Source organism: Streptomyces sp. SAT1, from assembly GCF_001654495.1.
In the GTDB taxonomy this organism is placed as follows: domain Bacteria; phylum Actinomycetota; class Actinomycetes; order Streptomycetales; family Streptomycetaceae; genus Streptomyces; species Streptomyces andamanensis.
This window is the reverse complement of the sequence record NZ_CP015849.1, coordinates 7,206,569-7,233,204: the sequence shown is the minus strand read 5'-3', so window position 1 is coordinate 7,233,204 and position 26,636 is coordinate 7,206,569. Positions and strand designations below refer to the sequence as shown.

The following is a 26,636-nucleotide window of genomic DNA, read 5'->3' as shown; positions in this document are numbered from 1 at the left end:
ATTCCCCTCGCTTTGCCGGGACAGTGGGTGTGGGCACGCTCCGACCTGGCGTCAGCCACCCGAGAGGGAGGCCGCCCGGACGGCTGCCGCTGCGCGCTTGCGCCGCCCGCGCAGCAGCACGACGATGACCGCGAAGACCTAAAGCCCGGGATCCAGGCCCGGCAGGTCGGCGGTCGCCTCGGAGCGGAGATGTCCGGTGCGGCGGATGGTGCCGGCGGGCTCACCATCGCCGTCGAGCATGGCGTTCTCCCGGTCCGCCGCTGCGGTCCGGGAGAACGGGATGACCCGCCCCGTCATGTGCCAGCTTCGGCGTACCCGGTTCGTGGTCGCGACGACCGTCCCGTCTGCGCCGAGCAGTTCGTAGGAACCGTTGAAGCGGTGCGTGCGGACGAGGTAGTCGACCCCGTGCAGGGTGAAGCGCGCACCGACGCGGCCTCCGCGCAGCGCGAACGTCGTCAGCGCCCGGCTGTCCTCGGTGACCTCGTACTCCTGTCCCGACGGATTGCTCCTCTTCGCGTGCAACATGACCTCATCCCACCACCAACCCGCCCGCCGGACCCATGCCATCTGTCATGCATGACCGGGCGGCCGTCCCCGAGTACGATGGCCGACGCGGGGGCGCGCGAACCGGACGAGTTCTCCGTTGGCCAGTGGCCGGACTGGAGTTTTGGGAAGGACCCGTCGAGCGGTTACTCCGGCCGGACCCGGGGCAGCGTGGCCGTCGCCGCGGTCATGGCGTCCCTCGCCCTGATCGCACGGGCCGTAGGCATCGCGCACCACACCGGCTCCGGCCCGCTCACCTCGCTCGCGATTGGTCTGCTCGCCTGCTACGGCATCGGCTGTGTCCTGGCGCCGTGGTACGGGCCGACGGCGCTGCGCCGGGGGCGCGTCGCCATCGTGGCCGTGGTGTTCCTGCTCGGGGCGGCACCGGCCGTGTTTCTCGCCTCGCCGTCCTACCTGACCGACCTGACGCCCGCCGCCGAGGGCGGGCCCGTGTTCGAGGGTGCCCGACACGGCGGCCAGCAGCAGCCACGACCGGCTGACGACCTTGTGGCGCCAGACCGGGTGAGCTGCTGGTTGATGACGCTGACCTCTGACCTCAGCTTTCTCAGGGCATCAGGGGTCAGGCAGCCTCGGTCGTAGAGAGGGTCCGCCCAGTTGCCGAGCAAGGCGGTGGAGACCGGCTCTTGCCACCCGCTCCACATCCCCAGCACCTCCGACCTGAAGGAGCGGACCGTGGACCCGTCACCGGCGAGGGCGGCCTCGCGGGCGCTCAGTGCATGGATCACGCCGGGCACCGGAATGTTCAGGGACCGGAAACCTGACTCGATGGTTTGGTTGGCCGGGTGATCGGCCTTGAGTACCGCCATGCCGGTGGTGAGACCACCGGCCAGGATCACCGCCTGACGCACCACACCGAGGTCGGCACCCTCTCCATCCACACTCCCTGTGAGTAATGACACAACTCCGCAGGGTACAAGACTTGCGGGCTTTGCCGACCTGAGCCCCGAACGGCTCATGAAAGTCCCTCCCGGAACAGGCCCCGCGCGTACCGCAACAGAACTGGCCCGCTGCGGAAGTGGGACGCCCGTAGATACTCAGCGCGCCCTCACCGTTTCGAAGGCACACATCTCCGATCACGGGGACGGTTTCCTGCACGGCTGAAGCTGTCCCCGGGGTATGGCCACTGACTGTTAGTGAGGGGACTCGTCTGGCCTGGTGCGGTCGTGGCTGGAGCCGGGTGCTCCGCCCATCATGCCCAGCATGTCCTTGCCGCCGGTGCGTAGGAATCGGGTGATCAGGATGACGGCCAGCACAATGAAGGCGATGTTCAGCCAGGTGGTGTAGTTCCAGCTGACTCCGCTGTCGGGAACGTTGGCGTCCGCGCGGTCGGGAACCAGGCCGAGGCCGCCGAAGGCGAACTCGACGATGTATCCCGCCAGGACCATGGCCGTGTAGAAGGTGCCAAGGATGAAGAGGGCCATGCGGATGCCGTAGTACCTCCGGTAGATGTTCAGGATCGGCAGGATCAGCAGGTCGGCGAAGAGGAATGCCACGACGCCGCCGAAGCTGATGCCGCCCTTCCACAGCACGACCGCGAGGGGCACATTGCCGACCGAGCACACGAACGAGGCGATGGCCACCAGCGGCCCGATCAGCGGCCCCCACAGCTTCGACGCCAGCGGATGGCCGTCGAAGAAGAAGGCGCTCCAGAACGAGTCCGGTACCCAGGCGGCGATCGCGCCCGCGATGAGCAGGCCGATCACGAGGTCCCGCACGATGGCCGCCCACTCCATCACGAAGACGCGGGAGACGGAGGTGAGTCCGGCGCCGGAGAACAGCCTGCGGGCGAAGGAGCCCTCACGTTGGACGGACATGTCCATCGCGGCATGGCCCTCCATGGAGCCGGCCAGCCCGCGTTCGGCCTGCTCGCGGGCTCCGCGCAGCAGTTGGTCGTGCAAGAAGAGACGGAACAACACCACCAGGGCGGTGATCATGATCGCGCCTCCAGTGAACTCGGCAGCGGTGAACTGCCAGCCCATGAGCAGAGCCAGGATGACACCGAGTTCGACCACCAGGTTGGTGGAGGCGATCTCGAAGGACATCGCCGCGGTGAAGTCCGCGCCTTTGCGGAACAGGGAACGCGCCAGGGCAACAGCGGCATAGGAACAAGACGAGGAGGCGATGCCCAGTCCCGTCGCGGTGGCCACGGTGCGCGGATGATCGTCGCCCAGCAGAGAGACCACCGTGGACTTGCGGACCACGGCCTGAACCACGGCGGACAGGGTGAATCCCAGGATCAGAGCCCAGGCGATCTCCCACGCCATGGATCCGGTGATCGACAAGGCGTGCCAGATTGCATGCATACGTGTGCTCCTGCCCCGGACGGGCCCGGAGCACCGCCCGATCGGTGTTCCCCTCACGGTGCAGTGTCAACGACTCCGCGATACGGGCCGCCACGCCGCCTTGGTCCGGTAATGCCACCTTGGGCGGTCAAGCAGTACGACCCTGCGCGGGTGCCCCGGCTGACGCCCCTGCTTCAGTCCGCTGCCGTCTCGTCCTCGTCTTCGTCCAGCTCCGGCGCGGCCGGGTCGCGCAGTGGGCGCAGGGCACCATGCCGGAACACTGGCGGTGAAGCTGTAGCGACCGAGCAGGCCCAGGTTGCGGTGCTTGAGCGGGGACAGGCGGGCGATGTCCTCGTCCCGGATCTCGTGACCCTCGGCGCGGAGCCGTCAGATGAACCGCCAGCTCACCGTGCAGGAGCCCCGCCACGAGCTGGCCCGGGACCGTACCACGGCGAGCACGGCACCATCCGCCAGGCGTACCGCGACGGGATGGAAGGACCAACTCAGCGCGCTCGGCCTACGGCGGTAGGTGTCGTCGACCGGACCACCCGCAGCAGGTGCTCGGTCTTCGCGATCCGCCCATACTCGGCGAACGCCGCCCCGAGCAGGGTCGGGCGGCCGTCGCGGCCGAACATGCGCAGCAGGCCGTAGGCGCGGATCTGGTTGGTGACCAGGAAACCGGCGACCTTGAGCATGTCCAGTCAGTGCGTGATCACCCTGTTCAGGTTCACGCGGTTGCGGGCCAGGTTCTCCACCGCGCCGTACGTGCCGGTCTCGACGGCGGGCATGGTGCCTCTCCAGAACCGCTCGTCCTCCAGGTCTCGGAAGCGGGGGCTGAAGTTGTATCCGAGGGTCTTGAACAGGACGAGCACCATGTCGAAGTACGAGGGTCGGGCGCAGGTTGCGCGCCACCACGTCCAGCGAGGCCACCGGCGCCATATTCTCCGCTGCGGCCAGCACCTCCGCCAGCCCGGTCCGCTCACGTGTCACGGCAGCCTCCCTGGCGTCACAGGGGTTCTTCCCCGACGACATCCCCAACATCACTGCATACCCAGTTCCGGTCGTCCTCCCGGCAGCACTCCCATGGGCAGCACCCGACCGGGCGACACGGCCGCGTGGAAAGCGGGCAGGCAACATCACATGGCACACCGGCTGAGCGATGCCGACGGCGTGGAACCATCGAAGTGACCACGAGCCTGCCGCTCCCTCAGGACATAGGGATACTGGCATGGGCACCATCTGTCGTCCCGGCCCGGGACGGATGGAAACCCTCCGTTGCCGACCAGCCCCACACACCGGGCTGCGCCGTCCTCGGGCCCTCAACCCCCTCGAAGGGGGCCACGCCCGTGACGACCGGCACCATCATCCTCAACGACGCCGCCGCGATCTGCCCGCACGGCGACATCGACCACGACGCTCTGCCCGCCCTCCGCCGCCCTGCCGGACTCCGTACGGTCGGTGACCTGGACCCTGGACCAGGTCGCCATCACGGACGTCGCCGCACTCCGCCTGCTGCACGAACAACAGGCTGGCACCCGCCAGCACTCCCGGGCCCTGTTCGTCCGAGGGCCGCGTCCTCAGCACCACCGGCCCCTCGCCCTGGCGGCCTCGCTCTTCCCGGCCGTGAATCTCGAAGCACTGAGAAATTAGCCTGGGCTGGGCGTCGGTCAGGACTCCGGCCACCGCCAGAGGCGAGCACACCGACATCCTGAGGAACTACGTCGTGTCCACCGCAGGCAGTCTGCCAGCCCCGCGCCCGCAGCGCGGACACGGCATCGACGTCGGCCTCGTTCATGTCCCGGCCGCTCACCATCACCACAGCGTATAGCGCCATATCCAGCGTTCTGCTGTGGCGGGTGTTCACGGCTATTCACGGTTGCGCGGCGGGCGTCGCCAACATCCCGATGCTTCGTCGGCGCGCGCCGTACCGGTGTCCTGCTGGCGGCGGCGAATATGCGGCGCATGGCTATAGCCATCCCCGCTTGGGTGGTGAAGCCACCGGTTCGTGCCGGTCTTCGGCCGCCATGACCGGCTGCGGACGGACTGCGCCCACAGCCGCCTTCCACATCAGGTTGGCTTCGGTCACTTCCGCGGCAGCCCCCGGGCGAAGGCCAGAACGGCGGGCCGCCCGGGCAGCCCGCCGTCCGAGGCCAGAGCTCGCCGCAGGGTCTTCTCTGTTCGGTTGCGACCGTGCGCGAGAGGCTGCCGGAGGTGGGCTCGGCCTACGCCCTCCCTCTGTACTCGGCGACTACGACCTTGGCTCGGTCGGCTTGCTGGCGCACCGCGCGCACGCGCTCGGCGCGGACGAACCGGAGCAGGTGCGCCCGTCGCACCGACACGGTGACGGCCGCCCTCGTAGCCACCCGGGACATTCTGCTCGCTCGCCGGGCAGTCGGGCCCGGCCTCGAAACCGCAACACACGCTCCGTGTCAGCCGGTTCGACACGGCACGAGCAGCTCAGACGCTGGTCGATCGTCGCCGCGTCAATCGTGAGGAAGCCCTCGCGCTCATGCGCGCCAAGACCTTCCATCCGGCCGGACGCGCGGCGACATCACCCGGGACATCTCACGCGCCCCGGCCTTCGCGGCGCGGTCTCCCGCTCCGGCTGGGGTGCGACCGCGGCCCGGCCCGGCACGGCGCCCACGTGCACCGTGCCGGGCCGCGGTCGGTCCTACGCCTTGCCGAAGGCGACCAGTGCGCCCTCCGCGGCCGGAACGAAGAGGCGGGACCCGGACGTGGCGATGCCGGGGACGACGAAGCCGCGCGAGTCCTCCTCGGCCGGGTTCGGCGACATGGGCGGCGGCTCCGGGTAACGCCGGTACGTCCACACCACGGAGCCGGTCCGCTCGTCGAGCACGACGAGGCGTCCGTCGCCGTCCTCCACATACACGTAACCGCCCGCGACCAGCCGCACGGTGGCCGCCCGCACACTGCTGGTGTAGGTCCAGGCCGTTCGGTACGTACTGGTGTCGAGCGCGCGCACCTCGCCGCGGTGGGCGACGTAGACGCGGCCCGGACCGAACACCGGGGTCGCGTCGGCCGGCAGTGTCCGTACGGCCGCGCCTGTCTTCTGGTCGTAGGCGGTGACCGTCTCGTCGTTGTCGCCGGAGCTGCTGCGCATCCAGGCGGCTCCGGCGCCGAGGGCCACCGGGTTGCCGTAGGCGCCCGAACGGTCGGGCACCTGGAAGTGGTGCAGTTGCGCGCCGGCCTTGAGGTCGAGGTGGTTCCAGGCGATGCCGTCGAAGCCGATCCACACGCCGGTGGAGTCGACGACGGTCGGCGCCCAGGAGTACTCGGCGAGCGGTGCCGTCCACACCCTGGCCCCGGTGTCGGCGCGCAGCGCCAGGGCGGTGCCGCGGCCGTCCTGGAGGTAGAGCAGGCCGTCGTACCAGACGGGCGGGTACTGCATGGAGGCCGAGTCCAGCGTCAGGGACCACTCGCGGTGTCCGGTGGCGGGGTCCCAGGCGGCGATCGTGCCACGTGCCGTCTCGGTGTAGAGCAGGCCGCCGCCGTAGGACACCCCGGCCTGCGGTTCGTTCTGTGTGAGGGAGACCGCCGGCCACAGGTCCCTGCCAGTGGCGGCGTCGAGGCCGACGAGCATCATGCGCGGGCCGCCGCTGGTGCCGTCGTCCGCGTTGACGACGGCGTACACGCGGTCGCCGACCGCGACCGGCGCCGACACGACCGTCCCGAAATCCCGTGACCACAGTGTGCGGTAGGGCGGTGCCGCCGTCGCGCCCGCGACGAAGCCGTCCGCGTGGCTGTCGGCGCGGTAGCCGAGCGTGGCGTCGGCCAGCTCCGCCGCGATGGCGGTCCGGCCCGGCACGACCGTGGCCGCACGGGGCGAGCCCGTGACGGTCAGCAGCATGACGGCGGCAACGCAGACGACGCCGACTCTCGTGCGTATGCGGCGTGTTGTTGCTTTCAAGAGATACCCCCTGTACGGAAGTCACCCGGACGGACGACCACGCGCCCTACTACCCCCACTGGACGTTCACATCCATGGAATGATGGCCAGTTCGGTACTGCGGGTTTGCTGCGCGGCTGGATTGCAGCAGGACACCGACCGTGCGGGGGCGGCCCCCCTGGGACCGCCCCTCGATCGTGCGACAACGCCGCAGGTAGTGACAGCTGCGGAGCAGCCTCCGTGGGTGATCAGAGAGTATGCCGCCACACCACGCAATGGGACCTCGAACTGGATGATCTTCCTGGCGTCGGGCATCGCTTCGGCCGAGTCGAGCTCCGCTGGCGCATACGTGACTGCGTACGCGAACTGCGCCCCGGTGACCCGCAAGAACAGCTGACAGCTGGCCGAACAGGCCGGCCATCCCACGCCCAACGGCTTGCAGCACCTCCTCGCCGGATCGAAGTGAGAGGCCGGCGACGTCCGCGACGACCTGCAGGAGTACGTCGCCGACAAGCTCGGCGAGACCAGCCGCAGTCCAGCGCCAGTACTCCGAACCGCCGGCCGGACCGAGAACTGCCAGACCGGCGTCTTACATCCACAAAGTCCTCCTCGCCCTCGGATGCGCACTCATCTGCTGGCGATGCCTGAAGTCATTCCGATAGGAGTTCTAAAGCGGGACTCTCCGGAGCGGAAACGCGCGTCCGGGAGCCCCGCCGTTTCACCTATCGGGGTGTATCTGCTTACTCGGCCTTCCGACGCCGCTTGTTCTTGCGACGCAACTCGTTCCTCAGGGCGTATGCCTCAAGCACACTCCGGACGTACTCCTCCGCCGTCGCTCCGTGCTGCGGAGGAGCGTTCGTCGTCCATGCATGGAAGAAGGAGTCCATGTGCTCTTGCAGTTGTTGTAGAGGGGAGGTCCCGTCAGCGACGACCACGTGGGCGGAGTTCTCGGGCCACGTGATCAGCAGCGGGCGTGCTGATCCGTCGAAGGCGCCCACGATGTCGTCGGCGAAGGCCGGCTCGACGTCGTGTGCGAGGTCTTCCACGGTGGAGTAGACGTACACCCACTGGTCGTCATCCACGATGATCAGCGGACCGCGCGGGGCGTCCGTGCTGCTGACGGAGCGAGGTGCTTCTACCACTTGCCCTGCCAAGGTCGGTGATTGCCGATCCCGCCGGGACCGCGCCGATGGTAGCAGCAGACGGCATACCGCGGGGATCACGAAACGTCGCTCCCTACGACATCAAGCCGACAAGGTCTGTAACCACGTCCTGATTGATCCCCGAAGCCGATGTCGGGGAGCCGGCTGATCACGGTGAACAGCCCCCTGCCGTCGGCGGGGCCACGACGGGCAGGCTGTCGTGGGCGAAGCCGACGGCCACAGAAGGTGATGTCCGTGCTGGGCCGTCTTCAGGTCCGGCCGGCGCCCGGCCGCGGCAGGGGCGGGAGCGGCTCGTCGTAGAGCCAGGCGTGCAGGAGCGGTCCGGTGGTGTGGGGGGCGTGGCGGGCGGCGTGAGCGATGAAGGCGCGGGTGTCGGCGCTGCGGCCGCGGTGGGCGTGGTGCCAGGTGCGCAGCAGGGTGAAGAAGCGCTCGTCGCCCATGGTCAGACGCAGGGCGTGCAGGGTGCAGGCGCCGCGGGTGTAGACGCGGTCGTCGAAGATGCGGTCCCGGCCCGGGTCGCCGAGCCGGAGGTTCTGCGGCCGGCTGTGCAGTGCGGCCCACTCGCGCCGGGCGATCGCGTCGGCCGGGTCCTCGCCGATGTGCTCGGACCACAGCCACTCGCAGTAGGTGGCGAAGCCCTCGTTCAGCCAGATGTCGCGCCAGTCGCGCAGGCTCAGGCTGTTGCCGTACCACTGGTGTGCCAGCTCGTGCGCGACGAGTGTCTCCCAGGTGCGTCCGCCGTCGATGTGGTTGCGTCCGAAGACGGGGAGGGTCTGGTTCTCCACGGGTTCGTCGAGGTCGGCGTCCACGACGACGGCGCCGTACGTCTCGAAGGGGTAGGGGCCGAACCAGCCGGTGAACGCCTCGATCATGGCGGGCTGGCGGGCGAGGTCGTGGCGGGCGTGGTGGGAGAGGTGGGCGGGGTAGGCGTCGCGTCCGGTGACGGTCCGGCCGGTCGCGCTGTCGCGGGCCCGCCAGGTGTCGTGGGCGAAGCGGCCGGTGTAGAGGGTGGCGAGGTAGGGAGCCATGGGGCCGCTGTGGTGGTACGTCCAGCATTCGCCGGCGGCGTCCGCACGGTGTTCGGCGAGCGTGCCGTTGGCGAGCGCGTGGTGGCCCCGGGGCACGGTGATCCGGAAGACGAACTCGGCCTTGTCGTCCGGGCGGTCGTTGCAGGGGAACCAGGTGGGGGCACCGAGCGGCTGGGCGGCCACGAGCGTTCCGCCGTGTGCGTCGCCGGTGCGGTCCCAGCCGATCGCACCGAACGGGCTGCGTACGGGGCCGGGCCGGCCGCCGTAGGCGATGTCCAGGGTGAAGGGGGCGCCTGCGGCGAAGAGGTGCGGGGTGGGCAGGAGCAGCTTGTTCCGCTTCTTCCTGGCGCGGACGCCGATGCCGTCCACGCGGGCGCTGCGCACCGTGAGCCGTGCGAGGTCGAGTTCGACCTCGCGCAGCGGCCGGGCGGCCACGGCCCGGATGAGCGCGCGGCCCTCCAGGAGGCCGGCCGCCGGGTCGTAGGTGAGGCGCAGCTCGTAGGAGGTGGTGTGGTGGCCGTACGATCCGTGGCCGGGGAAGTACCGTTCGGCGACGGGCTGCGAGAGGCGGTCGGCGGCGGTCGCCGCGAGCGGGGCGAGGGCGGCGCCGCGGATCAGGGCACGCCGGGTGCACCGGGTCATGCCGCCTCCTCCTTCGGGAGGACGCCGTCGGCGCGGGGCGGGGTCGCGCCGGCGATGGGGTTGCCGGCCCATCGGGTGCCGCCGGGCACGGTTTCGCCGCGCATCACGAGCGAGGACGCGGCGATGGAGGCCCCGGCGCCGATCGTGGTGCCGGGCAGGGCGATGCTGTGCGGGCCGAGGGACGCTCCGTCGGCCACGCGCACCGTGTCCATCCGCATGATCCGGTCGTGGAAGAGGTGGGTCTGCAGGACACACCCTCGGTTGACGCTGACCCCGTCGCCGAGGCTGATCAGATCGGTCTCGGGCAGCCAGTACGTCTCGCACCACACCCCGCGCCCCACGCGGGCGCCCAGGCTGCGCAGCCACCAGTTGAGCGCGGGGGTGCCGAGGTGGGCTCCGGCTCCCCACGGCACGGCCAGCACCTCCACGAAGGTGTCGAAGAGCTCGTTGCGCCACACGAACGACGACCACAGGGGGCGTTCACCGGGCCGGAACCGGCCCACGAGCAGCCACTTGGCGAGGGTGGTCAGCAGACAGGCCGCCAGGCCGGCGGCCAGCAGGAGCGGAGCTCCGGCGAGCACCGCCAACGGCAGTCCGCCCGCGACCAGTGCGTCCTGCTCACCCAGCAGCACGCACTCGGCGAGCAGCGTGCCGAGGACGACCGGCAGCAGGCGGCAGGTCTCCACGGCCGCGCGGGCGGCCACCAGCCGCCGGGGCGGGGCGAACGTCCGTGCCGGATCGGAGTGTTCGGCGGCCCGGGGCAGTGGCATCGCCGGGCGGCCGATCCACGACGTGCCCGCCCGGCCGTGGGCCGGTGCGTCGGACAGTACGCCGATCAGCGCGCGGTCGGGGACCTCGCGGCCGGGCCCGACGATGCCGGAGTTGCCGACGAACGCGCGCGTCCCGATGCGCACAGGTCCCAACCGCATCCAGCCGCCGTGCAGTTCGTACGGTGCGACGAGCGTGTCGTCGGCGAGGAACGCGCCGTCCCGCACGTCCAGCAGGGACGGCAGGGGCAGCACGGTCGAGATCTCGGTACCGCGTCCGACGCGCGCGCCGAGCAGGCGCAGCCAGTACGGTGTGGCGAGGCTCGCGTAGAGGGGGAACAGACCGGCCCGGGCACCGTCCAGGAGCCGGGTGACCAGCCAGGCCCGCCAGGCCACGGCCCCGTCCGCCCGGTGCAGGCCGGGGGTGATGGCGCGGCTCAGCAGGCGCACGGTCAGGGCCGTGATCAGCATGCCGCACACCGTGGTGGTGACCGCGAAGAGCGGTGCGGCGACGAGCAGGCGCAGTGCAGCCTCGGACAGGACCGGTGTGTGACGTACCAGGAGGTAGGCCGCGAACAGGGCGGGCGCGGAGGCCGCCAGCGTCAGCAGGGGCCATCCGGCGAGGGTCAGCGCGTAGGCGAGGTGGCGGCGCCCGCGCCGCCCCTGAGGCGGCGCGGGCCATCCGGTGCCCGCCCCACGCTCGGCCGCCTCGGCGGGCCGGGCGGGGGAACCGGTCCACACCTGTCCGTCGGGGACATGTGTGTTCAGGCAGCTTCCGGCTGTGAGTTCGGCGCCGTCGCCGACCGCGGCGCCGGGCAGCAGCATGCTGCGGTGTCCCACCCGTGCGCCGGCGCCGACGCTGACGCGTCCGACGTGCAGGGTGTCACCGTCGAGCCACCAGCCCGAGAGGTCGGTCTCTGGCTCGACGCTGCATCCGTCACCCAGGTCGGCCAGGCCGGTCACGGGCGGCATGGCGTGCAGCCGGACGTCCCGGCCCGTCGTGCAGCCCAGGACCCGTGCGTACCGGGCGGCCCAGGGTGTGCCGAGCAGAGACGGCACACCGAAGACGGCCACGGCCCGCTCGGCGCTCCACAGCCGCAGATGGACGGTTCCGCCGCGCGGGTGGGCGCCGATGGTGACCGAGCGGGTCAGCGTGCGGGCGAGGGCCGCTCCGATCAGGCAGCGCGCCGGTGCGCTGAACAGCACCAGCCAGCCGAGGAGGACCAGCCACCACGACGTGTGCGGTGTCCACTCGTGCGGGGCGAACCAGCCGAGGACGTCGTCGGCCGCAGCCAGTCCGACCAGCACGCGTAGTCCGGCGACACCGTAGGCGGCCGTCTGGACGCAGAACTGGATCACCGAGGTACGCCGCGGGACCGGGCGGGCGGACCGTACGGCGGCCGTGGTGGTGGCCAGGGAGTCGAGGTGGTCGGCCAGGTGCCGGAGCACGGGGTGCCGGTAGACGTCGGCGACGGAGAGGCCCGGGTGCCGCTCCCTGAGCATCGATGTCATCCGGGCCGCCGTGAGGCTGGTCCCGCCCAGGGCCGTGAAGTCGCTGTCCGGGCCGGGCCGCCGGCCGAGCAGTTGCTCCCAGAGGTCGGCCAGCCGTGCGGCCGTCCCGTGCAGATCGTGCTCCGGGCCGCCGGTCCCGCACTCGTCCCCGTCGAGGGGCACGGGCCAGGGCAGGGCCGAGCGGTCGATCTTCCCGGAGGGACGCACGGGCAGGTCGGCCACCTCTGCCAGCACCGGTACGAGCGCTGCGGGCAGCCGCTCCGCCAGCAGTGCCCTGGCCCCGGCCGCGTCGAAGATCGGCCCTCCCCCGGTGGGCGGTGCGGGGACGACGTAGCCGACGAGCAGGTCCGTACCGCCCGCGGTCGTCCTGACGGCCGCTGCCGCCGCCCCTACCGCGGGCAGGGCGAGCAGGGCCGCGTCGATCTCCCCCAGTTCGACCCGGCGTCCGCCGAGTTTGACCTGGTCGTCGGCGCGTCCGACGAACACCAGACCTTCGGGGTCGGCACGCACGAGGTCGCCCGAGTGGTAGGCACGCGGTGCGCCCAGGGCGGGACAGGGCCGGAACCGTTCGGCGTCCTTGACCGGGTCGAGGTAGCGCCCTGTGCCCGCGCCCGCGATGACGAGTTCGCCCTCCTGCCCGTACGCGACCGGTTCGCCGGCCGCGTCGACGACGGCCAGCCGCCAGCCCCGCAGTGGCAGTCCGATCCGTACGGTGCGGCGTGGGGCGAGGAGTGCGGCGCAGGCCACGACGGTGGTCTCGGTGGGGCCGTACGTGTTCCACATCTCCCGGTCCGGCGCGGCGAACCGGTCGACGAGGCCGGGCGGGCACGCCTCACCGCCCAGGATCAGCAACCGGACGCGCCGCAGCGCCTGTTCGGGCCACATGGCCAGCAGCGTCGGCACGGTGGAAACGGCGGTGATGCCCCGTGCGTCGAGCCAGGGGCCCAACTCGTGGCCCGCGCGCACCAGGGCGCGTTCGGCGGGTACGAGGCAGGCGCCGGAGCGCCAGGCCAGCCACATCTCCTCGCAGGAGGCGTCGAAGGCGACCGACAGCCCCGCCAGGACGCGGTCGCCCGGCCCCAGCGGACGTTCCCGGAGGAACAGGTCCGCCTCGGCGTCCACGAAGGCGGCGGCGGACCGGTGGGTGACGGCGACCCCTTTGGGCGCGCCGGTCGAGCCGGAGGTGAAGATGATCCACGCGTCGTCCTCAAGCGCGGGCGCGCGCAGCTCGCCCGCCGCCGCGCCGGTGGGCGACGGCAGGCCGGCCGGCTGCGGGCCGGCGGCCAGGACGGCGCACACCCCCGCCTCGCGGAAGACGGTGGCGGCCCGCTCGTCGGGATCGTCGGCGTCGACCGGTACATAGGCCGCGCCGCAGCTCAGCACCGCCAGGATCGACAGGTACAGCTCCGCCGTGCCCGACGGCAGCCGGACGCCCACTCTGTCGCCGGGTCCGATGCCCCGGCGGGCCAGGCGCCGGGCGCGGTCGCGGACCTCGGCGCACAGGTCGCCGTAGGAGAGTGTTTCGCCGCCGGTGTCCAGGGCGGGCGCCTGCGGATGGGCGCGGGCGGTGGTGTGCAGGACGTCGATCAGCGTGCGGGGGGACGGCGCGTCCGCGGTGCGGAAGAGAGCCCGGTCACCGGACGACATGTGCGGTCGGCCGAGCGGCTCGAATACAGGCGAAGACAATGTGGTGCCTCTGTCCGTGGTGCCGGGTGGGCGTAATGCCCTTGTCAGCCCTTCAGATGCCGCGAGACACCAGGTGGTGCACCAATGAACGGCAAGTCATTCCGCACCGGCCCATGGGAAGGAATTGAGGAACCGTAGATGATTCGTTCTTCCGTGTTCGACTGCACGGAAATCACGAAGAGGGGTTTCGGTGACCCGGAAAGAAAGCGGCGAGAAAAAGGGGCGGAAACAGTTCTGTTCAGGTAAGGAATACCGTTGCGGTGCGGTCCCGGCACCGCACCCCGTGCACGCGTCATGAGGCGCGGTCGCCGTTCCAGGCATGGCCCGCAGTCCGCGCAGATGCCACGCGAGGCCGTGCGCCTGGCATCTCTCCACGCCGCCCTCACGGGTGTACGCGGGCCCGCAGCCGTACCCGGGGAATGCGCGCGACGGATCCAGACCCCGGTCAGCCACAGGCCGGTGCCGTCCGCAGCGGCACGTCGGCTGAACAGGAGGTTTCCGGTGGCCCGGCCGGTCGGCGTGGTGTTCATCCCCCGGGGCCGGTGCCGATGGGCTGGGCGACATGGACCGGTATGCCGCGGGCGGTGGGAGCCCGTCCCTGCCTCCCGCTCCGGGCAGGGGGCCGGCAGCCGACACGCAGCCGTCCCTACCCTCCGAACAGGGCCCTCGCTTCACGGGGGCTCCGTCGGCAGCAGGACGACCAGCCGGGCGCCGGGCCCGTTGTCCTCGACGCGGGTGCTGCCGTGGTGGGCCGTGACGGCGTCACGGACGATGGCGAGGCCGAGGCCGCTGCCGCCGGTGTCCCGGGCGCGGGCGTCGTCGAGGCGGGTGAAGCGTCCGAAGACACGTTCTCGGTCGGCTTCGGGGATGCCGGGGCCGTCGTCGGCGACGATCAGCCGCGCGGTTCCGTCGCCTGTGCGCAGGCTGACGTCGACACGTGTGGCGGCGTGCCGCAGCGCGTTGTCCAGCAGGTTGCGTACGACACGGGAGAGGGCGTCCGCGTCGCCCGTCACCCGTGCCGCGCCGACGGCGTGCTGGTCGACCAGGAGCCGGGTGCGCCGACGGGCGTCGCGCACCTCGGTGAAGACGATCTCGTCGAGATCGACGGGCCGGGCCCGCAGCCGGGGGCGGGCGTCCAGTTGCGCGAGCCCGAGCAGGTCGTCCACGAGCCGACTGAGCCGTTCGGTCTCGTGCAGCAGGCCGCGCGCGAGGTTCTGCGCGTCGGTCGAGCCGGGATGGCGGGCGGCGATCTCCAGGCGGGTGCGCAGAGTGGTGAGGGGGCTGCGCAGTTCATGGGCCGCGTCCGCGACGAACCGGCGCTGGCGCCGGGTCGCGGCGTCGAGGCGAGCGAGCAGGTCGTTGAAGGTCGCCGCGAGCCGGCCGAGCGCGTCACCTGCGGACGGTACGTCGACGCGGCGGCTCAGGTCCGAGGCGCTGATCTCGGCGGTCTGGGCGCGCATGGCGTCCACCGGCCGCAGCGCGCGCCCGGTGAGCAGCCACACCACACCGGTGAGCAGCGCGACGACCGCGGGCACACCGGTGGCCAGGCCTGCGGCAAGCCGGCCGAGACTGTGGTCCACGCCCTCGGTGGGCACGGCCACGTACACGGTGAGGGGGGTGTGCCGCGTGCCCGCGGGGACGCCGACGGCGCGCCAGGCGCCGCCCTCGCCCACGGGGATGTCGTGGACGGTGTGGGCGTGTGGGGTGTCGGACCGGCTCGCGGGGAAGGTGAACGCCCGTGGCCGCCCCCGCAGGTTGGGCGAGCTGGAGCGTACGGCCCCCTTGCCGTCGACGACCTGGACGGCGACCTCCCCGTGGTCGGTCACCGGCAACTCTGCGGTGATGCGGTCGCCGGCCTGGTCGGAGGCCACCAATTGCGCGCGTTCGAGGGCGGTCTGGTCGAGACCGCCGATCAGGCTGGCGTGGAGCCAGGCGACGAGCAGCACGGCGGCCGAGGCCAGTCCGGCGGCGATGCCCACGGCCGCGGCGGCGGTCAGGCGCAGCCGCAGCGAACGGCGGGCCCACCAGGACCGGACGCCGGGGGCCACCTCTCACCTCGCGCCGCCGCGCAGCCGGTAGCCGGCGCCGCGGACGGTCTCGATGGTCCGGCGGTCGAACGGAACGTCGATCTTGCGCCGGAGGTAGCCGACATACACCTCCACGATGTTGGTGTCGCCGTCGAAGTGCTCCTCCCACACGTGGGAGAGGATGTCCGTCTTGCTGATGACCTCGTCCTTGTGTCTGACGAGATATTCCAGGAGCGTGAACTCCCGTGCCGTCAGGTCGATGTCCCGGTGACCGCGGCGGCAGCGGCGGCGGGCGGGATCGAGGGCGAGGTCGTCGACGGTGAGCACGGCGGGCCGGGCCGGCGCTCCTCGGCGCAGCAGGGCTCTGAGGTGGGCGACGAGCACCACGTAGGAGAACGGCTTGCTGAGGTAGTCGTCGGCGCCGAGGTCGAGGGCGTCCGCCTCATCGTATTCCCCGTCCTTCGCGGTGAGCACCAGCACCGGAGTCCATATCCTGGCCGACCGCAGGCGCTTCAGCACGTCGTATCCCGACAGCGAGGGCAGCATGATGTCCAGGACGATGACGTCGTACCGTTCGTACTGTGCCCGCCACAGACCGTTGATCCCGTCGTACGCGACGTCCGCGACGAAGCCCTCCGCGGCGAGCCCTTCGGCGATGGCCCCGGCGAGCGCGCGCTCGTCCTCGATGATCAGCATCCGCATGGCGGCCTCTCCGCTCCACGATAACGCCGGACCGCGGCGGTTGTTTCCTGAGAGGACACTGAGGAACGGGTGCGCTCTCAGCCTCTTCTCAGCGCCCCGGCCGGAGGATGGGAATGTCAGGAAGGACCGGGCCGTGAGAACGGAAAGGCGAGGTCGAGATCATGACGGAGACGACACGGGACCTGGCGGACCGCGAGGGCCCCGACCGAAGCCCCGGCACAAGCGGGCCGCCACGGGAGCGCGTGCGGCCCGCGGCGGCGGGTGAGCGTGGCGCGCCCGGCCGTGCGGCGGGCATTCGGCGCACCGTGGAACGCCGGGAGCCGGACCCCGACGAGCGGGAGTGCCGGGTACGCGCCGCCCGCGTCGCCGAGCGGCCGTTCGGCTGACGGGGGCGGCTGGCGGGAGCCGCTGGACATGTGCGCCGGTCCGCGCCCTCGTGGCGCGGGCCGGTCCTTGTGTGTGCGGGTCACTCGCGCAGCGCCGAGTCCACCAGGTCGACGGCCAGGTCCCGGGTGTGCTGGACCGGCAGATCGTGGTCGAGATACCAGTCGTCCGTGGCCTCCGGGTGGGGGCCGGTGACCGCCACGCGGCCCGCTCCGAACCTGGTCACGAGGGCGGCCGGGGCGCCGTTGTCGTAGGCGGCGAGGACGGTGGCGTCGGCGTGCTCGTCGAGGGCGAACAGGGGGCCGTCCTGGAAGTAGAGGGTGCGGGGACGGCCCCGCCAGGTCACCCGGACCAGGGCGTCCCTGTCGTGGCGGACGGTCGCGCCCGGTGAGGAGATGTACCGGTCGGTGTCCCCGGGCAGCAGGCCGAAGCCCGGTGTGGCCCCTGCGAGGTAGCCGCCGAGGCAGAACCCCAGGTAGCGGCCGCCGCCCCGGACGAAGGTGCGCAGGTCGCGGCGGTGCCGGCGCAGTCTCCGGTAGGCGGACGCGAGTTCACCGCCGCCGGGCTGGGCGTACAGCAAGGCCTGCGACAGGGACTCCGCCGAGAGCGGGAGCGTCTCGTCGGGACCGGTGAACCGGACGTCCAGGTCCCACGGTCCGGCGTCGAGCATCTCGGCCACCGTCTCGGAGCATCCGGGCAGTAGGGCGGCCGGGCCGCGGTAGACGAGGGCAAGGCGACGGTCGGGGGAAGCGGTGCGGGGGGCGGTACCGAGGCGGTGTGTCGTGGTGGGCTCGGCCTCGTCGGCGCGCATCGGCTCCGGGGCGCGCCTGCCGTTCGGCGGGCGGTGGGCCCGGATTCCGCGCGTCGTCATCCGCGTCCTCCGTGACCTCCGCCGCGTGTGTCCGCGGCTTCCTCCGCGCCCGCTTCCGCGGGAAGCCCGCGCCAGGACGTTCCCGGTGCGAGCCGCTCGCCCTTCATCACCAGCGAGAGTGCGCCGAGCCGGGTGTCGGCGCCCACGACCGTGTCGTAGAGCACGATCGTGCGGGTGCCGACACTCGCGCCGGGGCCGACGCACACCGTGGACATCTTCATCACCCGGTCTTCGAACAGATGTGTCTGGAGGGAGACGTTCATTCCGACGGCGGCGTCGTCCCCCACCTCGACCAGGTCGAACTCGGTCAGGAAGGTGGTGCCGATCCAGGTGCGCCGGCCGATGCGGGCGCCGAGTGCGCGCAGCACCGGCGGCAGGAACGGCGTCCCCACCAGTGTGCCGACGCCCGCCGGGACCGCCGCCGCTTCGAACAGGCCGGTGACGAACTCCGTACGCCGCACGAACAGGCTCCACAGGGGCTCCACTCGCGGCCGGTACCGGCCGGCGACGACCCACTTGGCCAGGACGCAGAACCCCAGGACGGCCAGCGCCGAGCCCGCGGCGAGCAGCGGGGAGACGAGCAGCGGCACTGCGAGCCCGGTGCCGCGGGCCGTCCAGGTCAGGGCGAGCAGGTACAGGAAGGCACTGGTGGCGAGTACCGAGGCGGGCACGGTGGCCCGGAAGAACTCGATCACCAGACGGACGAGCGCGGCCTTGCGGGTGGGCCGGAACGTCAGCTTCTCGGGGTACGTCCCGCTGTCCTGGCGTACCGGCAGCCGCAGCGCGGGCGAGCCGAGCCAGGTGCTGTCCGCCGGGACCCGCTCGTCGGCCGGCACCGTGCCGACGCCGACGAGGCTGCCCGGACCGAGCCGGGTTCCGGCGGGCACGAGGGCCGCGTTGCCCACGAACGCGCGCCCGCCGACCTCGGTGGGGGCGAACGCCACACGGTCGGCGGCGAAGGTGGCGACGCCGATGCCGGCCATGTCGGCGACGAAGGCGCCGTCGCCGAGGGTGAGCAGGTCCGGATCGATGTGTGACGCCGTGGAGACCTCGGCGCCACGGCCGGCCCGGGCACCGAGCAGCCGCAGCCACGGCACCGTGTAGAGCGTGGCGTACAGCGAGTTGGTGAGGAGCAGGCTGTGTTCGAGCAATTTGTCCGCGATCCACTTGCGCACGCCGAGCGCCGACCGCACCGGGTGGATGCCCGGCGGTGTCCTCGGCAGGATCAGCCGCTTGCCGAGGGCGACGACCAGGCAGGTCGTGATGACGAAGAGCGGACCGGACACCGCGGTGGCCACCAGTGCCCCGGCGGTGCCCGCGCGCAGCCAGGCCCACCAGAACAGCGTGACGCCCGGCAGAGCGGCGGCGACCACGACGGTCTCCAGCAGGGCCAGTCCGAGCAGGGCGGCGGCCACGTGCCCGAGCCGCCAGCGGTCCGGTTCACGGGTGTCAGCACCAGGCGCGGTGTGCGTGCCGTCCGTGCCGAAGCGGGTGCGCAGCATCGTCTCGACGGGCGGCGAGAGCGCCGTGACGGGGCGGGCGGGTGATCCGGCGCGGCGCGCGCCGGCGGGGAGCGGGTCGTGCGGGCCCGTCACGGACTGCTCGCCGAGCGCGGCCCCGGGACCGAGGCGGGCTCCGGGTTCGAGGACGGCGTTGGCACCGACGTACGCGCCCGCGCCGACGGTGATCGGGGCCACGGTGACGCGGCCGTCGGCGACCTGCCACGGCCGCAGCGTCGCGCCGTAGCCGATCGCGGCGTCGTGCTCGACGCGCAGCAGTGCGGGCAGGCCGACGAGGCTGGTGGCGATGGTGGTGCGGGGACCGATACGTGCGCCGAGGAGCCTCAGGTAGGGGCCCATCAACGCGGATCCGCTGAGCACCCGCAGCGGGCTGATCCCGAGGACCAGCACGTCCAGCGCCCACAGCCGCAGGCAGGTGGCCCCCCACAGCGGGTAGCGGCCTGGACGGATGCCCGCCGCCAGCGGCCGGGCGAGGACGACCGGGAGGAGCCAGCGTACGGCCAGGTAGCCGGCCAGTACGGCGATCGTCGGCGCGACGGCTCCCGCGGCCGAGGTCTGCCCGTGACGCAGGGCGTAGGAGAGCGCCACCGGCCCGGTGAGCAGGAGCAGCAGCCCGTAGAAGGCCACGGCCTGGACCAGTCCGGCGCGCGCGATCCTGGCACCGCTGTGCCGCAGGGGTGCGGAACGCGGCGCCGCGGGCCGACGGCCGCCGTCCGTGGCGGCGCGGGTGCGCAGACGTGCGGCGAGGGCGCGCACGGTGGGGTTCTCGTAGAGGTCGCGGAGGGTGGGACCGGCTGTGCCGTCGCGGCCGCCGCCGGCGTCGGGGTGGTCGCGCAGGAGCGAGACGGCGCGCGCCGCGAGCAGGGAATGACCGCCGAGTCCGGTGAAGAAGTCCGCGTCGGCGGAGAGTTGGTCAGCAGCGATGCCGAGCACCCGCGCCCAGGCGTCGCGCACCCGCCGTTCCGTCTCGTCCCTGGCCGGTACCACACGGCCCGTGCGGGCGGCGAACCGGCGGCCGGTCGGCGCGGGCAGCCGCGCGCGGTCGGTCTTGCCGCTCGGCATGACCGGCAGGCGGTCGAGGAAGTCCAGTGTCACGGGCACCATGTAGGCGGGTAGCGAGCGACGCAGTCGCTCGTGCAGCCGGGCGGTGAGGGTGTCGTCGTCCTCGGAGTGGTTCGCGGCTGTGCCGTCGGCACCCGGTGCGGGCGGGGTGCCCGAGGTCGGCCGCGATGCGCCGGGACCGTCATCGGCACGCACCACGTACGCGGCGAGGAAGCGGTCGCGGTCATCGCCCCCGTCCTCGTCATCGCCCGCTTGCCGATCGTCGGGCGGGGTGGTGAGGGCGGTGGCGGCCTGGGCCACGGCGGGGTCCTCCAGCAGTAGGTTGTCGATCTCGTCCAGGGACACCCGGTAACCTCGTATCTTCACCTCCGCGTCCGCCCGGCCGAGGTATTCGATCTCGTCCTCGTCGGTCGCCCTGCCGAGGTCTCCGGTCCGGTAGAGCCGGCCGCCGTGAGCCGCGGGGGAATGCTCGATGAAGCGGTCGGCGGTGAGATCGGGGCGGCCCACGTAGCCGCGGGCCAGACCGGGACCGCCGAGGCAGATCTCGCCGACCGCGCCATGCGGCACTCGGCGCCCCCGCTCGTCGAGGAGGACGGCGCGGTACGTCGGCAGGGGCCGGCCGATGGTCACCGGCCGGCCCGGGAGCAGTTCCTGCCAGGTCGCCGTGACGGTGGCCTCGGTCGGCCCGTAGGTGTTGAGGACACGCCGACCGGGGCGGCTCCAGCGCCGGACGAGTGAGGCGGGGCAGGCTTCGCCGCCCACGACGAGGGTACGAACCCGCGGCAGGTCACGCGGGATGGTCTCCAGCAGCGTCGGCACGCAGTACAGGACGGTCACCTCGCGCTCCTCCAGGAAGTCGGCGAGTTCGGCGCCGAGGTGGCCCGCTCCCGTCGGCCCGGCGACGAGCGCGGCGCCTGCCGTCCAGGTGGGCCAGATCTCCTCCAGGCAGAAGTCGAAGGAAAGGGTCATGCCCTGGTACACACGGTCCTGGGGCCGGACACCGTAGACAGGGGCGACGACGCGCAGGAAGTTGCAGATGCTCGACCGGGCGATCTCCACGCCCTTGGGCCTCCCGCTCGATCCCGAGGTGTACATGATGTAGGCGAGGGGGTCGCCCGTACCGCTCGGGTCCTCGTCGGCCGGCCGGCGGACGGCCGGCAGCGTGGCGAGTTCCGCGGCGCAGGTGTCGGTGCGGACGACCCGGCACGCCCCACCTGTCGCTCCGCGGGCTGTGCGGGCCGCGAGGGCGGACGTGGTCAGCAGTACGGCGGCGTCCACGTCGTTCAGGATGAAGGAGACCCGGTCGGGCGGCGCCGCCGGGTCGATCGGCACGAACGCCGCGCCCGTCTTGCACACACCCAGCAGCCACACGTACAGGTCCACGGAGCGGGGCAGCAGGATGGCGGCGCGGCTTCCCGGACCGATCCCGGCGGTGCGCAGGTAGTGGGCCGCCCGGTCGGCTCGGGCGTCGAGGTCGGCATAGGACAGCCGCCGCGTCCCGCATACGAGGGCGAGGGCCGCCGGGGTGCGGTCGCGTGCGGCCTCGAAGAAGCGGTTCAGTCCGCCGGTGATGCCTCCGGGGCTCGCGATGTCCGGGACGCCGGGGCCGGGGGCCGGAACGACGGGCGTGGTGGTGGTACGGGGAGCCATGGGCTTCCTTTCCCTCTGTTCGGGACGTACTGCTCGGCCGCCCCTGGGCGGGCTTCCTGCGACTCCTCCAGCGTGGGCGGAGCTTGCTGAGAAGACGCTGAGAAGCGGGTGCGCCTGTGCGGAAGCGGGGCAGGGCGCGGGCGAGTGCGGGTGGCCGGCCGTCCGCGCCGGACCCTCCATAGCCAGCACCGGCGCACCCGGGTGCGCACCACGACCGGTCCGGCGACGGGCCGTCCCCGCAGCGCCCCTGATGATCTTCAGGCCGATACCGGCGGTGGAATCCGGCCACACAGGTGTGACGAGGCATTGCGGAGGCGGGCAGCGAACAAAGCGGTCGGAGGTGGTGGTGGACGATCACCGTGTCATCGGTCGCGGTGTCCCGGGAAGACGCCTTCGTGCCCGTTGACTGAGGGGGCGGCTGGTCAACGTACTGGCGACCGGCGGCCCCTTGTGCGCCGCACGCCGCCGCCCTTGCAGGCTCTGCGGCCGGATGCCGTGGCGGGCGGGTCTCGTAGCGCTGGGGGTGCTCGGGGCCTGACGGTGGAGGGTCCCTGATGCCTCGAACGATGCGGTACGGAGCGATCAGCCGCTCAACCCTGCTGACGGATAGGTTCGGGACGTCAGCTTCTTGCTGGGTGGCCAAAGAACCGGGGTGTGCCAGCAGTGAAGCTTCCCCCTGATCGTGGACACCTGGAGACTGGGACCTGAGGTTCCAGAGGAAGTAGCACCAGGTGGGAAGCAAGCACACGAAGCGCTCCATTGGCCTCGGCACTATCGTCGCCGTCACCCTGCTGGGCGCCACACTCGGCTCCTTCACCGCCGGCTGGCTCGCCGACCGCATCGGGCGGCCCCGCACCATGGCGGTCGCCGGTGCCGTCTTCCTCGTCGCCGCGATCGGCTGCGGCCTCGCCCAGGGCCTCTGGGATCTCGCGATCTGGCGCCTGCTCACCGGCTACGGCGTCGGATTCGCGACGGTGATCGGACCGCTCTACATCTCGGAGATCGCTCCGGCGAACGTGCGCGGCCGCCTCGCGTCGCTCCAGCAGATGGCCATCGTCCTCGGCATCTTCGCCGCTCTCCTCTCCGACAGCTCGATCGCGCTCGCGCTCGAAGGCGCGGACGCGCGGGCGTTCCTCGGGCTCCCCGCGTGGCGGTGGATGTTCATCGTGAGCATCGTGCCGGCCCTCGTCTACCTGGTCATCGCGCTCACGGTCCCCGAATCGCCGCGGTTCCTCGTCGCGCGCGGGCGAGCCGCCGAAGCGCGCGACGTGCTGCAGAGGCTCCAGGACATCACGGCCGAAGAAGCCGCCACGCTGACCGACCGCATGACCGCGACGCTGCGGACCGACCGCTCCGCCCGCTTCCAGGACCTCCTCGACCGGCGGCGCGTCCTCCTCCCTGTCGTCTGGGCGGGGATCGGGCTCGCGGCCCTTCAGGCCCTGGTCGGCGTCGACGTCATCTTCTACTACTCCACGTCGCTGTGGCAGTCGGTCGGCTTCGGCGAGTCGGCGGCGTTCACGCTGTCGGTGCTGAGTTCCTTCGTGAACGTGGCCGCGACGGTCGTCGCGATTCTGCTCATCGACAGGGTGGGCCGCCGCCCGCTGCTGCTCGCCGGATCGACGGGCATGTTCCTGAGTCTCGTCACGGTGGCGGTGGGCTTTTCCACCGCCACCGCCGCCGCGGACGGTGAGCCCGCGCTGTCCGGGATCTGGGGGCCGGTCACTCTTGTCGGCGCGAACCTGTTCGTCGTGGCCTTCGCCGTCTCCTGGGGCCCGGCCGTCTGGGTCCTTCTCGGCGAGATGTTCCCCAACCGCATACGCGGCCTTGCGCTGTCGGCGTGCGCCGCCGCCAACTGGCTCGCCGGCGTCCTGCTCAACTTCACGTTCCCGAGCCTGCGCGACCTCTCCCTGGCGGGAAGCTACGGGGTCTACGCGTTCATGGCTCTCCTCTCGTGGCTGCTCGTGTTCTTCTTCGTCGATGAGACGAAGGGGCGCTCACTGGAGGACGTGCAGGAAGACACCACACCCGTGACCAGCCCGCTGAAGTGAAACGCGCCGTAGGGGAGCCGCTGTCGCAGCCGGTGGCCAGGGAGCTGGATGCGGCCGTCGGCCGATGCCGGGGGCGCCGGAACCGGCCTGTCGGGTTGATGCGGTCGGTCGGCCGGCGCCTGCTGGATGGGACAGCAGATCGACAGGCGCAGGGTGTCGTGGTCAAGGGTGCAGTCGTAGGTGCCGTCGGGGCACCAGGGCGGCTGCGAGCGCGAACTCGGCCGCCTCGCACGAGAGGGCCGAGAGCAGGAGCTGACGTTTGCAGCATCAACAGACAGGTTCATTCCCTAAAGGACCGTTTCGCCCCTTTCGGGCCGGTGCACTCGTGCAAGGACTCAGGAAGAAAGGCGACGAACGTGATCACCAAACAGCAGATCCCGAGTGTCCTGGACCACGCAGTTCATGATGGCGAGGGTCACAAGATCGGCGATGCCAAGCACGTCTACCTGGACGATGTGACCGGTCTACCGGAGTGGGTGACGGTGAAGACGGGCCTGTTCGGCACCCATGAGTCGTTCGTGCCGACCCGGGAGGCCGTGGTGGTGGACGATCACCTCAAGGTGCCGTACCGCAAGGACAAGATCAAGGGCGCGCCGCACATCGACATCGACTCCGGTGGCCATCTCTCCGAGCCGGAGGAGCATCAGCTGTACGACTACTACGGCCTGAACTGGGGCGAAGGCCCGCACGACGGCGCTGGCAGCCGTGGCGACAGGGGCCGAACGGCCGGTGCGGCCGGAACAGCGGGACTCGCAGGTGCGGCCGGCCGGGCGGGCCGCGGCGGCCCCGGGCGTAGTCCCGCCGACGCCGATACCGCCGAGCGCACCGCGGACCGTGGCACGGCGGACACCGCGGCCGGGGCGGGCGCCCGGGCTGGTGCCGGTGAGCGGCCTGCGGCGGCCCGCGATGACGCCATGACGCGCTCGGAGGAGCAGATGCGCGTGGGGGTGGAGCGCCAGGAGGCGGGCCGTGCCCGGCTGCGCAAGTACGTCGTCACCGAGGACGTGGAGCAGATCGTCCCGGTCCGCCGTGAGGAGGTACGGGTCGAACGCGAGCCGATCACGGACGCCAACCGTGAGGCCGCCATGTCTGGGCCCGACATCACCGAGGCCGAGCATGAGGTGGTCCTGCACGAGGAGCGGCCGGTGTCGCAGACCGAGGCCGTGCCGGTGGAACGAGTCAGGCTGACCACCGAGGAGCACACGCGCGAGGAGCGGGTCCGAGGCCAGGTCCGCAAGGAGCGCATCGAGGGCGGCGAGGAAGCGGACGAACCCCTTGGTCCCGACCGCCGTCAGGAGCGCGAACGGTAGGCGGCGCGGAAGTCGCGGCAAACGGAGCGCGGGCTGCCGGGGCGTCGTCTCGCCCCGGCAGCCCGTTGGGTCGTTGCCCCGCCTCTCGCTCGGTGGTGTCCTGGCCGACCAGGTCCGCGCGTACGACCCGACCGACCGTCCTGCAGCACCGCGGCGGCCTTGAGGCCGTCATCCCAGCCACCGAGAACACGGAAGGAAGGCCGCGCCCTCGTGCTGAAGATCTTCCACGGGCGGCGCGGGCAGCCCCACCGGCGCTACCAGGACGGCATGGAGGGCCAGATCGGAGCGCTCGGCCTGGGCCTGGAGGCGCTCGTGCTGTTCAACACCCGCTACAGGACGCCGTCCTCGCCCAGCTCGGCGCCGACGGATTCGACGTCCGCGACGAGGGTGTCGCCCGGATCTCCCTGTTCATGCGGCACCACGTCAACGTGCTCGACCGGTGCTCCTTCCACTTCCACCTTCCCGATCTGCCCCGGCGGGCTGCGGCCTCCCGCGCGACAAGCACGCCGCCGCCGCCGACGAGTGGGCGTCAGCCGGGACCGATCCCTGTGGTGGGAGGTGCAGAAAGACAGTTGACGGGCTGCCCGGGCTGCGGGGAGTCAGTCCTGGACCGGTGTGCCTGGACTGATGTCGTACGCCTTCTGCACGAGGGCGGGACGGCTGCCGTCGTTGAGCTGCCGGTCCCACAGGGCATCAACCTGTTGGCGGGCCTGCGGCTCCATCTCTTCGGGCAACAGGTTGCGGTAGCGCCGGTCCTCACCGAGCAGGACCCGTACCATGCGCTCGTAGACCGGTTCGGGGTCGTACTGCTCGTGCGGGAAGGCCAGTTCGGCGTAGTCGTAGAGGCGGCCGGCGGGATCGTCGCGCCATTCCTTCCACGTCTCGAACATAGTGTCGTTGAAACCGGTCAGGAAGGGCCCGGGATTGATCGTGGCGACCGTGACGCCGAACTCGGCCAGCTCCTGGTCCAGCGCGTCGGCGAACGCCTCCACCGCGTGCTTCGATCCGGCGTAGGCACCGGTGAACGGGTCGACGGTGAGTCCGGCGACCGAGGACATGAAGACGATGCGCCCACTGCGGCGCGCGGCCATCTGACGGGCGATGCCCTGGGTGAGCAGGACGGGTCCGAAAACGTTGACCTCGAACTGGCGGCGCAGCCGTTCCTCGGGGATGTCGGCGGTGGCGCCGCCTTCGGATACGCCTGCGTTGTTGAGGAGAACCTCGACGTCCCAGGTCCAGGCGTTCTCGCGGTCGCCGGGGTCGGTGACGTCGAGCTTTTCGACGCGCAGGTCGACGCCCCGCTCACGCGCTTCGGCACGAACCGCGGCTACCTGCGCGATGATCTCCACGCCCGCAATCACCTGGTACCCGGCTGCCGCGAGCCGCAGCGCGACCTCCTTGCCGAAGCCGCTGCCCGCTCCGGTGATGAGAATCGGTCCCGCCATGGTGGTTGAGCCTTCCTGTGCTGATGTTCGGCCTGTTCCAGTCACCGGTTCCCGGATGCCCCTGTC

General features: G+C 71.7%; 16 protein-coding genes and 2 pseudogenes. 6 read left to right on the top strand and 12 right to left on the bottom strand.

All coding sequences use genetic code 11. From position 1 onward, the window contains the following. Positions 1–138: 138 nt before the first annotated feature. The gene (locus A8713_RS30785) at positions 139–525 is read right to left on the bottom strand and encodes a hypothetical protein (protein WP_237305500.1); all 387 of its coding nucleotides are present in this window, start codon (positions 523–525) and stop codon (positions 139–141) included. Positions 526–603: 78 nt separating this feature from the next. Here A8713_RS30785 and A8713_RS30780 point away from each other — a divergent pair, with 78 nt between their 5' ends. Beyond that, positions 604–1,143, top strand: a complete 540-nt coding sequence (locus A8713_RS30780) for a hypothetical protein (RefSeq protein WP_064536993.1) — start codon at positions 604–606, stop codon at positions 1,141–1,143. A 551-nt stretch (positions 1,144–1,694) separates the two neighbouring features. Here A8713_RS30780 and A8713_RS30775 read toward each other — a convergent pair. After that, a complete protein-coding gene (locus A8713_RS30775) occupies positions 1,695–2,867 on the bottom strand; it encodes a permease (protein ID WP_064536992.1) in 1,173 nt (390 codons plus the stop codon). A gap of 173 nt (positions 2,868–3,040) precedes the next feature. Further along, positions 3,041–3,733 (bottom strand): annotated as a pseudogene (locus tag A8713_RS35025) (Tn3 family transposase); the annotation flags it as partial. Positions 3,734–4,304: 571 nt separating this feature from the next. Between A8713_RS35025 and A8713_RS30760 the strand changes: the two are divergent. Further along, on the top strand, positions 4,305–4,496 hold the full coding sequence (locus A8713_RS30760; RefSeq protein WP_064536989.1) for a hypothetical protein: 192 nt from the start codon (positions 4,305–4,307) through the stop codon (positions 4,494–4,496). A 1,021-nt stretch (positions 4,497–5,517) separates the two neighbouring features. Here the strand turns inward: A8713_RS30760 and A8713_RS30755 are convergent. The 6 genes from A8713_RS30755 to A8713_RS30730 form a co-directional block, all read right to left on the bottom strand. Continuing rightward, on the bottom strand, positions 5,518–6,714 hold the full coding sequence (locus A8713_RS30755) for an outer membrane protein assembly factor BamB family protein (protein WP_064536988.1): 1,197 nt from the start codon (positions 6,712–6,714) through the stop codon (positions 5,518–5,520). A gap of 779 nt (positions 6,715–7,493) precedes the next feature. Continuing rightward, complete coding sequence (locus A8713_RS30750; protein ID WP_064536987.1) at positions 7,494–7,835, bottom strand: hypothetical protein; 342 nt, start codon at positions 7,833–7,835, stop codon at positions 7,494–7,496. Positions 7,836–8,164: 329 nt separating this feature from the next. Next, entirely contained in the window at positions 8,165–9,586 is a 1,422-nt protein-coding gene (locus A8713_RS30745) for a M1 family metallopeptidase (RefSeq protein WP_064536986.1), read from the bottom strand. Continuing rightward, positions 9,583–13,512 (bottom strand): Pls/PosA family non-ribosomal peptide synthetase, encoded by a 3,930-nt coding sequence (locus A8713_RS30740; protein ID WP_064536985.1) that lies wholly within the window; start codon positions 13,510–13,512, stop codon positions 9,583–9,585. The genes A8713_RS30745 and A8713_RS30740 overlap by 4 nt, the downstream gene beginning before the upstream one ends. A 710-nt stretch (positions 13,513–14,222) precedes the next feature. Beyond that, positions 14,223–15,599: a sensor histidine kinase gene (locus A8713_RS30735; protein ID WP_064536984.1), complete on the bottom strand. Its 1,377-nt coding sequence runs from the start codon at positions 15,597–15,599 to the stop codon at positions 14,223–14,225. Between the two features lie 3 nt (positions 15,600–15,602). Continuing rightward, positions 15,603–16,280 (bottom strand): response regulator transcription factor, encoded by a 678-nt coding sequence (locus A8713_RS30730; RefSeq protein WP_064536983.1) that lies wholly within the window; start codon positions 16,278–16,280, stop codon positions 15,603–15,605. 161 nt (positions 16,281–16,441) lie between these two features. Here A8713_RS30730 and A8713_RS30725 point away from each other — a divergent pair, with 161 nt between their 5' ends. Then, positions 16,442–16,666 (top strand): hypothetical protein, encoded by a 225-nt coding sequence (locus tag A8713_RS30725; RefSeq protein ID WP_064536982.1) that lies wholly within the window; start codon positions 16,442–16,444, stop codon positions 16,664–16,666. A gap of 80 nt (positions 16,667–16,746) precedes the next feature. Here the strand turns inward: A8713_RS30725 and A8713_RS30720 are convergent, their stop codons facing one another. Together A8713_RS30720 and A8713_RS30715 are read right to left on the bottom strand one after the other, a co-directional pair. Continuing rightward, entirely contained in the window at positions 16,747–17,535 is a 789-nt protein-coding gene (locus A8713_RS30720) for a BPL-N domain-containing protein (RefSeq protein ID WP_237305499.1), read from the bottom strand. Next, positions 17,532–21,767 (bottom strand): Pls/PosA family non-ribosomal peptide synthetase, encoded by a 4,236-nt coding sequence (locus A8713_RS30715; protein ID WP_079159202.1) that lies wholly within the window; start codon positions 21,765–21,767, stop codon positions 17,532–17,534. Before A8713_RS30715 ends, A8713_RS30720 begins: the two co-directional genes overlap by 4 nt. Before the next feature lie 731 nt (positions 21,768–22,498). Between A8713_RS30715 and A8713_RS30710 the strand changes: the two genes are divergently transcribed. From A8713_RS30710 to A8713_RS35020, 3 genes and pseudogenes are all read left to right on the top strand, one after another. Beyond that, positions 22,499–23,815 (top strand): sugar porter family MFS transporter, encoded by a 1,317-nt coding sequence (locus tag A8713_RS30710; protein WP_064536981.1) that lies wholly within the window; start codon positions 22,499–22,501, stop codon positions 23,813–23,815. A 356-nt stretch (positions 23,816–24,171) separates the two neighbouring features. Continuing rightward, complete coding sequence (locus A8713_RS30705) at positions 24,172–25,125, top strand: YsnF/AvaK domain-containing protein (RefSeq protein WP_064536980.1); 954 nt, start codon at positions 24,172–24,174, stop codon at positions 25,123–25,125. A 192-nt stretch (positions 25,126–25,317) separates the two neighbouring features. Then, positions 25,318–25,633: pseudogene (locus tag A8713_RS35020) on the top strand (Tn3 family transposase); the annotation flags it as partial. Between the two features lie 91 nt (positions 25,634–25,724). Here the strand turns inward: A8713_RS35020 and A8713_RS30700 are convergent. Beyond that, the gene (locus tag A8713_RS30700) at positions 25,725–26,570 is read right to left on the bottom strand and encodes an SDR family oxidoreductase (RefSeq protein WP_064536979.1); all 846 of its coding nucleotides are present in this window, start codon (positions 26,568–26,570) and stop codon (positions 25,725–25,727) included. Positions 26,571–26,636 lie beyond the last annotated feature (66 nt).

Excerpts from the sequence above, each read along its gene's own strand:
- A8713_RS30745 (WP_064536986.1), bottom strand. The coding sequence starts at position 9,586 with ATGACCCGGTGCACCCGGCGTGCCCTGATCCGCGGCGCCGCCCTCGCC.
- A8713_RS30780 (WP_064536993.1), top strand. The coding sequence starts at position 604 with ATGGCCGACGCGGGGGCGCGCGAACCGGACGAGTTCTCCGTTGGCCAG.
- A8713_RS30775 (WP_064536992.1), bottom strand. The coding sequence starts at position 2,867 with ATGCATGCAATCTGGCACGCCTTGTCGATCACCGGATCCATGGCGTGG.
- A8713_RS30700 (WP_064536979.1), bottom strand. The coding sequence starts at position 26,570 with ATGGCGGGACCGATTCTCATCACCGGAGCGGGCAGCGGCTTCGGCAAG.
- A8713_RS30785 (WP_237305500.1), bottom strand. The coding sequence starts at position 525 with ATGTTGCACGCGAAGAGGAGCAATCCGTCGGGACAGGAGTACGAGGTC.
- A8713_RS30720 (WP_237305499.1), bottom strand. The coding sequence starts at position 17,535 with ATGACGACGCGCGGAATCCGGGCCCACCGCCCGCCGAACGGCAGGCGC.
- A8713_RS30730 (WP_064536983.1), bottom strand. The coding sequence starts at position 16,280 with ATGCGGATGCTGATCATCGAGGACGAGCGCGCGCTCGCCGGGGCCATC.
- A8713_RS30755 (WP_064536988.1), bottom strand. The coding sequence starts at position 6,714 with ATGCTGCTGACCGTCACGGGCTCGCCCCGTGCGGCCACGGTCGTGCCG.
- A8713_RS30715 (WP_079159202.1), bottom strand. The coding sequence starts at position 21,767 with ATGGCTCCCCGTACCACCACCACGCCCGTCGTTCCGGCCCCCGGCCCC.
- A8713_RS30725 (WP_064536982.1), top strand. The coding sequence starts at position 16,442 with ATGACGGAGACGACACGGGACCTGGCGGACCGCGAGGGCCCCGACCGA.
- A8713_RS30740 (WP_064536985.1), bottom strand. The coding sequence starts at position 13,512 with ATGTCGTCCGGTGACCGGGCTCTCTTCCGCACCGCGGACGCGCCGTCC.